Below are 12,974 nucleotides of genomic sequence, written 5' to 3' on the forward strand. Positions count from 1 at the left end.
TGTTGTAAGTAGCCTTTAGGTGCATTGTGTTATCAGTCATTTATGGTTTACTGAGCACATGAATTAGTTTCGTTAGTCACTTGTATAACACCACTGACAAAATAAAAAACGGTGTGCTAAGTGTTAGTGAATTACCTACGTTAGAACGGTTATGTCCCCAGAACGATTTATACCTTTTCGCAAAGCCGATGTTGTTTCCATGTGTAACGATGTCCTCATTAACAAAGAAACCGCTGATGCTGATAGCACTGCTACTTCCTTTGAGGTGTTTTGCAACTTGTTGGTGAGCCGCATTCACTTTCAGTATCACGAGCAGCTAGAGCGCTTGAAAAACAGCTACGCGCTATTCGACCCCAACAAAGATACCCGCACGCTGAAAGACATTACAGATAGCGAACGTAAGGCCGTCCAAAAAGACTTCGCCAGTGAGTTTTCCACATTATTAGATTCTGCCAACTTTGAAAAAGTCACCGATACTGATTTAGAAGATGCGCTTCATGAAGAGTCGCTGTTTAAAGTTCGCTTGGCGGTGAGTTTTGACGATTTTCAAGAAGTCGTGTTTTATCGCCGAGGTGAATCGGTTAAAACAGAAACGCTACGTACGTTCTTTGGTTTGCGCAAAAAATCGATATCGTTCACCAACTACGATCGAGTGGCGGTTTATATTACCTTTAAAGATAAAGACTACTTCGACCAACGCAAAAACACTAAAAAACAGCTTCCTGTCACTTTCACCCCTGGGGCCACTATTATTAAGCTGTTTCAAAACGTGCCCAAAGCAGATTTGGAAATGCTGTTTCCAAACAGTGAAGTGAAAATGCGTCCGCTCGATAAACTTATCATTGGGGCGTCGGCAACGGTCGGTGGCATTGTTGTGTTAGTGACGAAATTAGGGGCGTCTATATTACTGCTGTCGTCGTTTCTCGCGTTTTGGTTGGGGCTTAAAGATGAGTCAGTAGAGCTTACTAAGCAAAGCCTTATTACTTTTGGTATTGGTATGGGGGTTTTTGGCAGCTTTGTTTTTAAAGAATGGACGAAGTTTAAAAATCGAAAAATACGGTTTATGAAAGCCTTATCAGACAACCTTTATTTTAAGAATTTAGATAACAACGCTGGCGTGTTTCACACTCTGGTAGATGCCGCAGAAGAGGAAGACTGTAAAGAAGCTTTATTGGCTTATACATTCTTATTGAAACATGAAGGAGCAGTGATGAGCGCAGATGAACTCGATAAAGAAATTGAAGCTTGGTTTAAGCAAACTCACCATTGCACCTTAGACTTTGATGTGTCTGATGCTATCGATAAATTAGTTAAAATGAAGCTGGTAGAAAAAAACAAAGAGCGATTCACGGCTAAGCCGTTAAAAAGTGCCATTAACGAATTAGACGAGTATTGGGATAATATTTACCAAGGCTAGCTTTGTAGGTTTAGTTTTTAAAGGTGTATCTATTGAAGGTCATGTCTTGCAGGGCCATCTTTTGCAGATACAGCTTACTCCAAAAACAAACCTATTCAAATAATGGCCGAATTGCCTATAGATAAAGATAAAAAGTGGTTATTTGAGCTATTCACATATTGCTCTATATTCTAGCATTTAAATGGGCTCACGTTTTTTGTAGTAGGTATATAATGTTTTCAATTCATGTAGAAAGAGTAATCGATAAACCTATCCACGATGTGTTTGCGATGCTAAGCGATCACGAAAACTATGCGCAGTTTAAAGGCGTGGATGAAGCGAACTTACTCGTTCATGGTAAGGACGATAAAAACGGGTTAGGCGCTGTGCGTGAAATTATCGCAGGTGGCGCTAATCTACATGAAGAAATTGTCGCGTTTGAGCCTCCTTATAAACTTGGCTACAAGGTTATAAAGTCGAAACCGTTGCCTTACGATCATCAGCTAGGCGAAATAACTCTAAAAGAAATAGACGGTAAAACCCACGCAACGTGGCGCTCAAAAGGCCATATCACTATTTTCTTGTTGGGAAGTTTGTATTTCGATAAGCAAATTCAAAAAAACGGTGGAAGAGCGTTTGGTAGTATCTTAAAGCAGATTGGCAATTCATAACGTGAGCCAGAGTGCTCAATCTCTTTTTCTATCGATATGGCGGGCAAGTGCGTTATTAAAGTGGACCTGACCCCCTTTTATTTATAGAGGTCGCTGTGTTTGTATTTATCGATGAAAAAGCGGATTAGTACACCAATTATGGCGGCCAACGGCACTGCAACTAAAAGCCCTAAAAAGCCGAACAAGCTACCAAAAATAGACAGCGACATAATCAGCCACACTGGGTGTAATCCTACAGAGTCACCAACGAGTTTGGGCGTAATAAAGTTGCCCTCAACGGCTTGACCAAACACGAAAATTCCCACTACCATCGCAACTGAAATCCACTCATTCCAAAACTGAAATAAAGCCAAACCCAACGCAAGTAATCCGCCCAAGATAGCGCCTAAATAGGGGATGAAGCTTATCAATCCTGCTGCAAACCCCACCACTAGACCAAACTTAAGGCCCACAAGCATTAGCGAGATGGCATAGTAAACGCCTAAAATAATGCATACGGAGCCTGTGCCGCGAATAAATCCAGCTAAGGTTTTATCTATTTTTTTCAATAAGTCGCGAATAACGGGTTCATGTTTGCGAGGAAGTAAATCGTAAATAGTTGAACTCATGCGGTGCCAATCTAAAAGTAGATAAACCGCTACTACAGGCACAATGACAAACAGCATTGCCAAATCGATGATGTTTGCAGCAGAGCTAAATGCTGTACTTAAAAACTCACCCCCACGTTCTTTTACAACCTCACCAGCAGAATTCATCACTGAGCGTAATGTTGTACTTTCACCAAACACTGACGGGAGTGTTTTACTTAACCACACACTTAAACTGTTGAACAAATCTGGGCCAGATTCGAATAAGCTTATTGCTTGCGACACGATTGCCGGTACAACAAGAAGCGCAATGAGCACAAAAATGAGCGTTGCTGAAAGTGTAATAAGGGCAGTAGCCGCGGGTCGGCTGAATCCTTTACTCTCCAATTTTTCAGCGACTGGGTTGAGAATGTAGGCAACCACTGCACCTAAAATAAACGGTAGCAGCACATCGCCTAAAAACCACAGTACAAGAATGAGTGCGCCGAGGGCGAGTGCCCAGTATTGAATCTGCCTTTTTCCTGTAGATGTCATATGTCCTTACTCCCTGTTATACACTGTAACTAAGCGGTGCAATAGCTTATAAAGCTCCTGCATTGCCCATGTCTTATCATCTATGCTCTATTATCTATGTACTTTTAATTTTGCTATTCGCTGCAAACGGCCGGTGCGAAGCTGCAAATAAAGGTGTAGTGCTGCTTTACGTCTGCTATTGGCGTATTGTTCAACCTTTTATCAATAAAGCGCTGAGTTTCTTTTTTAAGGCGATGCAGTAAGGTCTCGCGGTCTTCATCTGACATAAAGCTGTGAGCTATAGCGTTTGTATTTAACTCAACCAATTCATCCCACGATAAATTGAAGTGCGATACCGCTACATAAAACTCATCGGTTAGATTACTGCTCCACATGCCTCTATCATCGGTTGAAAGCGTCACCGGCACGCCTGTTCGCAGATACTCCGGAAAGGGGTGGGCATCAATGCTCTCGGCGTATTCTAGTAGCAGGTTGGATATGAGGTTAATCTCTACTAGGTAGGGAGAGTTGCGCATCATCAATAGCGTGTCTGGGTCTTCAATCAGATTATACCCATGGCCAATCCTGTCTGCGCCTAGCAGCAATGTATCTCTAATGTGAGTATTAGGCTCATCCGACTCACCGGCATGAACACTTAGCGATACCGGTGGTGACTGAGCACGAAGCTTACGTAGTGTGGGCAAAAAGCGCAGTGGATACCCTCTGTCATTATCTTCTCTGCCCACAAAGTTGATGCCAACAAAATAGTCTCTATTCTCATTAATAAACGTCCATGCTTCTTCAAGCTGTTGTTCAGCGTTAGGTAAGAAGCGAACAATCGCTAGTTGGAAGCGCACTTGCACATTGGTATCTACCGCAGCGTCGCTTTCTAACATCTCTACAAACAGTTCGGCAGTAGCTTTGGGCGTATAAGCAAAGCCATCTGGAAAGCGCATGCCGGTTACTTGGATTTGGGTTTCTAAGTACAGTACGTTCTCTTTTTGATAGGCCTGCATGTTCTTAAGCAGTAAATGTGTTTGTATATGTGGGTTAAGCAGCATGTCGCCCAAGCGTTGCCAATGAGTCTGAAAAAATTCGTCGCGGCCCTCGTGAGGCTTATCCAATCTAATACTGTTTAGAAACCCCTGCTTTTGCGTCTTGCTTAAGTTGGTAAGCAGGGTGTAATTGCTTTTTTCGCAGCTAGAGAGCTGCTCGTAAGTAAAGGCTGAAATGGTGTGGAACATCAAAAGCTGAGGATTAAAGCCAAATTCGTTCGTGCCGTAACCATTACATAATGTGGGTTTTGTTTTTGTGTAATAGGTATAGCCGCCGTTTTGCTTTGAATTTGTGGCGATATCCCACCACCACTCGCTCATGCCAGCGCCGGAAAGGTGATGATGAATATCACCGCCTTTGGGCATGGCATGTAAGAAGTTATACATTTGCGCTGGTGTTGCGCGTTGTTTAAATGCCGTGAACCATTCGTTCATATACGTTGAGGAAGGTGCCGCAACAATGTGCAAGCTGAAAGTAAGTAAGCACAAAAGCGCTATAGTGCGAATGAACAATTAACTATCCTCTTTGTGACAGGCTGCAAGCTTTCAAACAATCCATCAAAATCAGTGTGGTTTTTTACATTAAGCCGTTTTGACAGGCTTGCTTTAATGAGTTCATTGTATACGTCATTGTCATATAAGCATAATATCTCTATAGTTCACTTAAGGCTCCCGAAGTCTATTTATAAGCACTTTGCGAGTTCACTATACGTCACTTTATTCTTTCCAAACGCATTCTGGTTCTCCAATTACATGAAAATATTGCATACGTCTGACTGGCATTTAGGGCAGAGCTTTTTTACAAAAAGCCGAAAGTTCGAACATGACGCCTTTTTGAAATGGCTTTTAACTGAAGTCGACACTCATGGAATTGATGCAGTGATTGTGGCGGGCGATGTGTTTGATACAGGTACACCTCCTAGCTACGCCCGAGAGCTTTATCATGCTTTCATTGGTGCGCTGCAAGGTCGGCAATGCACTCTTGTTGTACTGGGGGGAAACCACGACTCTGTTTCTGTACTTAACGAGAGTAAATCGCTGCTTAAGTATTTAAATAGTCACGTTATCGCTAGCACGTTTGGTGATAGCGCCGAACAGGTTATTGCGCTTAAAAATAGCACCGATGAGGTTGGCGCTATTTTATGTGCCGTGCCGTTTATTCGCCCAAAAGATGTGTTGGTGAGTACAGCAGGGCAAAGTGCGATAGATAAGCGCCATGCGTTGGGTGAGGCAATAAAGCAACATTACGCAATGTTATATCAGCAAGCCATTGCGCTTCGACATTCGATTGCAGCACAAACACAGCGGCAGGCCGAGACTATTCCTATAGTTGCTACAGGCCACTTAACGGCGCTGGGCGTAAGTCAGTCTGAAAGCGTGCGGGATATTTATATCGGTACGTTAGAAGGGTTTGATGCAGGTGGCTTTCCGCCGGCCGATTACATTGCCTTAGGCCATATCCACCGCCCACAAAAAGTAGCTAAAACCGAGCATATTCGCTACTCAGGCTCGCCAATACCGTTAAGCTTTGATGAACTCAATACGCAAAAGCAGGTTGTTATGGTGGAGTTTACATTAGGCCAAACCGCCATCACGCCGATCCCCGTTCCGCGCTTTCAAGCCATGGAGGTGATCAAAGGGGATTTAGCGAACATTGAATTAGCCATTAATAACAGCAGCGCTATTGCTGATGCCACAGAGCTTTCCCCTGTGTGGCTGTGTATTGAAGTTGAAACCCAAGATTACCTCACGGACTTGCAACAGCGTATACAGACCTTGTTGGAAGGTAAAAACGCCGAAATATTACAACTTAAACGTGTGAGAAAAAGCGCCACTAAGAGCTTAAGTGAAACAAAAAACAGGCAACTGAGCGAGCTGTCGGTAAAAGAGGTGTTTGAGGCGCGGTTGGCCCTTGAAGATTTTGACAGCCTTGAGGTGAACGACAGCCTTGAGCGAGAAAACAGCCTTGAGCGAGAAAACAGCCCTGAGCGAGAAAACAGCCCTGAGCCAGATGAAAGCACACCCACTCAAGCATCATCAACAAATCGCAAAGCGCGCATAACACACCTGTTTTCAGAGGCAGTAGAGCGAGTTCACGCTAATGATGAGGATAATGATGCCACTGCGACTAGCAACAAAGCAGATAAGGAGCAGGCGAAGTGAAAATATTAACCCTGCGACTTAAAAACCTAAATGCCTTAAAAGGCGAGTGGAAGATAGATTTTACCCAGTCACCTTTTGTTGATAACGGTTTATTTGCCATTACCGGGCCAACCGGTGCGGGTAAAACCACATTGCTCGATGCCATCTGTTTAGCGCTTTATCATCAAACGCCTCGTTTAGGCACTATCTCTTCTACGGCGAACGATATTATGACTCGCGGCACGGCAGAGTGCTTGGCAGAGGTGGAGTTTGATATTAAAGGCAAAGCTTATCGTGCATTTTGGAGTATGCGCAGAGCGCGAGGCAAGGCCGATGGCAATTTGCAAAGTGCCGACGTTGAACTCGCCGAAGTAGACACTGGCAAAGTTCTAGCAACCCAGGTTCGACCTAAAAGTGATGAAGTAGAACGACTTACTGGGCTTAACTTTGACCGCTTTACTAAGTCGATGATGCTGTCTCAAGGCGACTTTGCGGCATTTTTGAATGCTAATGAAAATGACAGAGCCGAGCTATTAGAAGAGCTCACGGGAACAGAAATTTACGGTCAAATTTCCCAAGCGGTGCATGCCCAATTTTCTGAGGCTAAACAAAAAAAGAAAGACTTTGGGTTAATGCTAGAGGGCGTAACCCTGCTTAGCGAACATGAAACTCAGACGCTAAACGATGAACTCACACAGACCAAACAACACATTGCTGATTTATCTGCAGAGCTTCACGTATTGCACCAGCAAAAGCAGTGGCAAGATGCAGTTAAAGAAAATGAACACGCCGTAAACGAGGCGCAAAATTTACAAAAAACAGCGCAGAGTGACGCAGACGAGGCAAAAAGTAAGCTGGATAAATTAGCGCAAAGTGAACCTGCCGAGGTGCTACGAGTTCCTTACTTTAAATATAAATCGATTCAAGATGACGTGACTGTTTATGAGGGGAGACTGAAAGAAAAAGAACAGCAGTTACCTCATGCTCAGGCAGCATGCAGCGAGGCGCAACAATCTGTCGCGCAGGCCGAGGAAGCGCTGAAAGAAGCAAAGACTCATAATATTCGCCTTGAAGAACGCATCAATAATCATGTGTTGCCGATAGATAATAAAATTCAGCAGACCACAGACACACTGAGCGAGTTAACCAATACAATATCAACGTTAACGGAATCTCTTGGTGAGCAAGCGCAAGAAAAGTCGCGAATTGAAAAGGCTTTTTCTCAGCAGCGCGCGCTTAAAGAAGAATTATCGTCTTACTTACAGTCGCACAGGCACATTGGCAATATTGCTGAGCACATAAGCGGCTGGAGCGAATCTGCCCTAGGCATAAATAACGAACGAGGACTAATAAACTCGTGGGTAGCTAAGCGCAATGACAGTGCCCACACGTTAAGTCAGCTATCAGAAAAGGTAAGCCAGCGCTTTGATGAAGTATCAAAATTTACTGTAGAAAGTGAAGGGCTAAGCGAGCAAGTGGAGAGCTATCAACATGCACTTAACTTGCTGTTAAATGGTAATGAAAAAGCAACACTAAGTGATGAAGTTGCAGTAAAGCTTAAACACTGGGATAACATTATTCAGTGCGACCATTTGCAGCAACAATATAAAGCATTTACTGATGATCTGAATAGTATTGCGACAGGTGATGAAGCTCGCAATAACGAAAAAGCGACGCAAAAAGCCAAGCGCGATAGTTTGGTGGATGACTACAAAAATACGAAAGCAAGATTAAAAGACATCGATGAGATCATATCGCTGAACAACGAGGTAGCGCATTTACGTGCTCAACTTAATGACGGCGAGGCGTGCCCTGTATGCGGTGCAAATGAACACAAAGTAGACTCGGTAAATATTGATGTGCCCGCAACAGTGCAAAAGCGAGATGCTCTCAAAAAACAGTTAGAAGATATAGAGCAAGAGGGCACAAAAGCCAAAGACGCACTAGCAAAAGCAGAGATGGCTATTGAGCAAGCCCTTGTAAATAAAAACGCCATAACAGAGCGGTTAGAAAAAATAAAAGTGCAGTGGCAACAGCAGCAAGAAGTGATTAGTCACGCCATCGACTCAGCGTTTAGCGAAATACCGGTTGAAGACAACGCTCAATTTACACGCTTTAGTAACGCATACAAAGCGCGTATCGACTCTCTCAATAGGCAGTTAAAAGATATTGAGCGGGCGGAGCAACAGTTAACCGACGAAAAAGCCAAGCACCACAATGCACAGCGTGAGCTATCAAATGCAAATGGTGAGCACCAGTTACTGTTACAGCAACAGCAAAACGTGCAGGCATCCATTGCTGAGCTGGAAAAAGATATTGAGCAAAAACAGCGAGCACTCGATGAAAAAGAAAGCGCACTAATTGCAACTATAGCCGACGTTATTCGAGATAATGTGAATACTGCTGGCGCTACTATTTCTTGTGCTACTACTGCTGGCGCTAACACCTCTGGCCCTAGCACTTCTGGTGTTAACACTGTTGAAGGTAAGCACACTGAAGTCGAGTTTGATGCTCCCGAACCTCAACACTTAACCCAATGGTTAAAAGAAAAGGCCGACGCACTTAACGATTATAAAGCTAAGCAGCATGAGCTTGAATTACTGTTGCCAAGCATTTATACCTTTAACGAGAATCTCGCCACGCTTACCCGCGACATAGCGACTTATCAGCAGCAGTTGAACGACAATGCAGAAAAGGTGAAGCAATATGAAGATTCCCTGTCGTCATTACACGCTAAACGACAGGAGGTATTTCCTGAGCAAAGCATCACAACAGTGCGACAAACCGCCACTGAAAACATAGAGCGCATCGAGAAGCAGTTAACTGAATTTCGAGCTAAGCAGCAGAGCGCCAATAACACTGCCGCTCGCCTAGATGCGGAAAAAGAGCAGCTTATCGAGCAGTTAACTGCTAAACGAGGGCAGCTTGATATTGCTCGTAGTGATTTTGAAAGCCTGCTTACTAAAAGCCCCTTCGAAAGCGAAGAGGCCTTTACTCAATCGCTACTTGATGAAGAAACCCGAGAGCAGCTTGTTGCGCTTAAGCATTCGATTACGCAAAAGCTGCAACATGCTGAGTTACTGGTGGCTAATGCAGTTGCACAGCAAGAAAAGCTTGTAGCGAACGAGAGTGCTCAGCACTGGCAGCAGTTGCTTGATGAACACGGGCCGCTGCAGGTTAGCGAGAATATAGCTGAGAAAAATGAGCGTAAAGACGGGTTGTTGTCCTCTCAAGGTAAAATAGCTCAGCAGTTAGCAGCCAATGCACAGGCACAAGAAAAACAGCAGAAATTAATAGAGGAAATGGCGCGTTTTGAGGCCTATTACGACGATATTACGTACTTACATTCATTAATTGGTTCTGCCAGTGGCGATAAGTTTAGGCGCTTTGCTCAAGGCCTTACGCTAGATAACTTAGTTGTGCTGGCCAATCAGCAGCTTGATAAGTTACACGGGCGTTATCAATTAATTCGCAAAGAAAATGAAGGCCTAGGGCTCAGCGTAGTTGATACTTGGCAAGGCGATGTATTACGAGATACGAAAACTTTGTCTGGGGGCGAAAGCTTTCTGGTTAGCTTGGCGCTCGCACTCTCTTTGTCTGATTTGGTAAGTTTTAAAACCAGTATCGACTCCCTGTTCTTAGATGAAGGGTTTGGCACACTAGATGCTGAAACCTTAGATGTGGCCTTAGATGCACTTGATAATCTCAATGCTAGCGGCAAAATGATAGGTGTTATCAGCCATATCGAGGCAATGAAAGAGCGTATTCCTACTCAGTTAAAGGTAATAAAGCGAAACGGCGTAGGTTTGAGTGCATTAGAAAAGCAGTATGCTATCGAAAACGTGACAGCCTAAGGTTGTATTTGTTAAGGCGAGTTACGCTACACTGTTGGTATGCATAGTGTTAAACGCTTTTGGCTTAAGGGCTAAAAGGTAAAGAGCTTAAAAGATAAAAAGGATAAACATGAATTTACGGAATGATGGTAAAAAGCGAAATAAGCTATTTATAGCAGGTGCATTAGTATTAGCTATAACTGGCGTAGCAGGTTGCAGCGACAGTGAAGTAGGTGATGTGTCTCTTGGATTATTTACCACCAAAGATATTAAAATAGACGCGTTAGTCGACCCCATAGTGACGGGCGTTACCTGTCATATTTCTAGCATCGAAGCCGATCTAGACTTTTCAGATCCGTCTGATAGCGCCATCGCCTGCAGACAAACCGGGCCGATAACCGCGGAAATGCTGGCGAGTATCGATAAATCGCCTTCCGGTGATGTGATTTTTAGAAAGTCTAAAAGTGTGTTTTTCAAAAACATGAAGCTTCGCCGCATTTACGACGAAGAATCAAAAACACTGATGTATTTGTCATACAGCACAAAAGAAACATCGGGCAGTTATAAGCACAGTCTTTCTACAGTGCCTTTATGGGAAACCGAGGCGTTTAATTAAGCGCTGATATTGGCTAAAGCAGCGCCAATAAACGTTGTCATGGTAATGAGCGCTAGGTTAAAACATGCGGGTGTAAACCAGTGTGGCGCTCAATGCAGTGTCGTCATCGGTGAGTGGACTGTCGCTTATGCTGCTATCAAAAAATGTAGCGCCCACGTCAACTCGGGTCATGCCGCCTAAAAACTTCCCCGTAGACATTGCTACTCTTACTTCGGTATTTGTCGCGCTGCTGCCTTCATACAAACCTCTAAATGCAGTGACTTCTTCAGGACGCACGCCGTAGTAATAGTCCACATAGTTACTGTCTTGAAAGCTAAGACCAACAGAGGGCTCAATCAAAAAGCCATTAATTCTGAATTGTTTACCTATTCGCGCGGTGGCTTGAAAACCATCGTATTTACCTAGCATATCGGCATTGGTGGATAAGGAGTATGTCCAGCCTTGCGTGTTGTAATTTGCACTTATTCCAGCGGCAAAACTAAAGTCTCTATCGTCCATTCCTTCAAAGATAAAGCTGTCGGATTCCTCGTAACCGGCGAACACGGGGACTAACTGTGCATCGACTGAGAAGCCCTCTTTTTGAAATACCTGGTAGCTAACAAAAGGCCCATACACCCTGAGTTTTTCGCCGGCATAACCAATAATAGGAATAGGAATAATTCGGTTATCGAAGCCCGCGTAAACATCTTGCGATGCGTTCATGCCAAAACCATACATCCAGCCTTGAGGTTGCTGTGGTGCTTGTGCATGCGTAAATGTAGAAGCTGTCAGTGCTGACAGCAAGCCGCCTAGTATTAAACCTGTTTGTATTTTCAATTTCGAGCCTCCTTTTAAATAACATTTTATTCGACCGTTTAAAGCAACGTTTAAATCAGAGTTTGAACAGAACTTAAAACAGAACTTAAAATAAAACCTTAAACAAGAATACATTCAATGGGTCATAATTGATCAGCACTACGCGTGAGTGAGTGTAACCAAGTGTTGCTGCTGTCCCCTGACTTAGCGTTAAACTTATTAGCTGGTGTTTTTTAAGCGAAATCGTGAAGAGTGTAAAAACCACCTTAGTTGATGATAGCGCCTGTGATAAAGTGAAGAGCGATGAAGTAACGAAATATGACATAAATTGACGAGAAAATGGTGAAGCACGAATACATTATTGGCATCGACGGCGGAGGTTCACACTGCCGGGCTGTGTTGCAAAATAGCGATGGAAAGTTAGTGGGAGAGGGAGTCTCTGGGGCATCAAATATAATGAGCGACCCCCAACAGGCACTGCAATCAATAGTGAGTGCATGCAATGCAGCAATAGCCGATGCCAACCTGTCGCTTTCTCTGTCTGAACTGGTGGTAATGGCAGGTCTTGCCGGCGCCAACATTCCTAAAGCAAAGACCTATTTTCTGTCATTGCCAATGCCGTTTAAACGCATTCACGTAATGAGCGATTTGCATGCCGCCTGCTTTGGTGCCCATGAAGGCGCAAACGGTGGCCTAATTATCTGCGGCACTGGCTCGGCAGCTACGTGTCATCGCGATGGCACATTTAAAGATATTGGTGGTTATGGACTTAGTTTAGGCGACAATGGCAGCGCAGCGTGGCTTGGTCTTCAGGCAGTCAAAAATACCTTGCTTACGATGGATGGCGTTCATCAAGAAAGCGCGCTTGCAAAGCGAGTGGTTGAGCAACTCCAAGCACGCACAGCCAGCGATGTTGTTACTATTACCTCCACTTACAAACCCAGTCATTATGGAGAGCTGGCACCCCTTGTTACAGCATGTCATGAAGGAGGCTGTGAAGCAGCTACCGCTATTCTTCACGAAGGTGCGCGCTACATCCAAGCTATTATTAACATCTTAAACGACCATTCTCGTGGCTTTTATAAAAGAGCTGTTAATAAAATAGATGGCGAACAACCCGCTGAAAATTCATCGATTATACCTGTGTGTATTGTCGGCGGTCTTGCACAAACCTATATTCCATTAATGCCCCAAAATATTCAGAAGTTATTATGCTCGCCAAAAACAAACGCTCAGCGCGGTGCAATAGGGTACTTTTCTCAAGTTGATGGGGCTTTTGATGAAGTGAAAGAGGGCTTTAAGTAACAGAAGGCTCATGGCAAGAGAACTTGTAGTTAAATAGCTTTTAGTCACAGAGCTGTTTACT

Annotated in this window: 9 protein-coding genes; 6 read left to right on the forward strand and 3 right to left on the reverse strand. The window is 43.9% G+C overall.

Annotated features, from left to right (window positions below):
- Positions 1–151: 151 nt before the first annotated feature.
- Positions 152–1,417: a TMEM143 family protein gene (locus O9X84_RS00220; protein WP_269517474.1), complete on the forward strand. Its 1,266-nt coding sequence runs from the start codon at positions 152–154 to the stop codon at positions 1,415–1,417.
- Positions 1,418–1,629: 212 nt separating this feature from the next.
- Positions 1,630–2,067, forward strand: coding sequence for an SRPBCC family protein (locus tag O9X84_RS00225; protein ID WP_269517475.1), 438 nt, complete (start codon positions 1,630–1,632; stop codon positions 2,065–2,067).
- A 77-nt stretch (positions 2,068–2,144) separates the two neighbouring features.
- Here the strand turns inward: O9X84_RS00225 and O9X84_RS00230 are convergent, their stop codons facing one another.
- Both O9X84_RS00230 and O9X84_RS00235 read right to left on the reverse strand, forming a co-directional pair.
- Entirely contained in the window at positions 2,145–3,188 is a 1,044-nt protein-coding gene (locus tag O9X84_RS00230; protein WP_269517476.1) for an AI-2E family transporter, read from the reverse strand.
- A 113-nt stretch (positions 3,189–3,301) separates the two neighbouring features.
- Entirely contained in the window at positions 3,302–4,735 is a 1,434-nt protein-coding gene (locus O9X84_RS00235; RefSeq protein WP_269517477.1) for an adenosine deaminase family protein, read from the reverse strand.
- A gap of 240 nt (positions 4,736–4,975) precedes the next feature.
- Here O9X84_RS00235 and sbcD point away from each other — a divergent pair, with 240 nt between their 5' ends.
- The 3 genes from sbcD (at position 4,976) to O9X84_RS00250 (ending at position 10,813) form a co-directional block, all read left to right on the forward strand.
- Positions 4,976–6,385, forward strand: a complete 1,410-nt coding sequence (sbcD, locus tag O9X84_RS00240) for an exonuclease subunit SbcD (protein WP_269517478.1) — start codon at positions 4,976–4,978, stop codon at positions 6,383–6,385.
- Positions 6,382–10,218 (forward strand): AAA family ATPase, encoded by a 3,837-nt coding sequence (locus O9X84_RS00245; RefSeq protein WP_269517479.1) that lies wholly within the window; start codon positions 6,382–6,384, stop codon positions 10,216–10,218. The genes sbcD and O9X84_RS00245 overlap by 4 nt, the downstream gene beginning before the upstream one ends.
- Positions 10,219–10,327: 109 nt before the next feature.
- A complete protein-coding gene (locus O9X84_RS00250) occupies positions 10,328–10,813 on the forward strand; it encodes a CreA family protein (RefSeq protein ID WP_269517480.1) in 486 nt (161 codons plus the stop codon).
- Positions 10,814–10,870: 57 nt separating this feature from the next.
- Here the strand turns inward: O9X84_RS00250 and O9X84_RS00255 are convergent, their stop codons facing one another.
- Complete coding sequence (locus tag O9X84_RS00255) at positions 10,871–11,629, reverse strand: MipA/OmpV family protein (RefSeq protein WP_269517481.1); 759 nt, start codon at positions 11,627–11,629, stop codon at positions 10,871–10,873.
- A 321-nt stretch (positions 11,630–11,950) separates the two neighbouring features.
- On the opposite strand from O9X84_RS00255, the gene O9X84_RS00260 reads away from it, so the two are divergent.
- On the forward strand, positions 11,951–12,913 hold the full coding sequence (locus O9X84_RS00260; protein ID WP_269517482.1) for a BadF/BadG/BcrA/BcrD ATPase family protein: 963 nt from the start codon (positions 11,951–11,953) through the stop codon (positions 12,911–12,913).
- The last annotated feature ends 61 nt before the right edge of the window (positions 12,914–12,974 follow it).

Source organism: Alteromonas sp. BMJM2 (assembly GCF_027257845.1).
Lineage (GTDB): Bacteria > Pseudomonadota > Gammaproteobacteria > Enterobacterales > Alteromonadaceae > Alteromonas.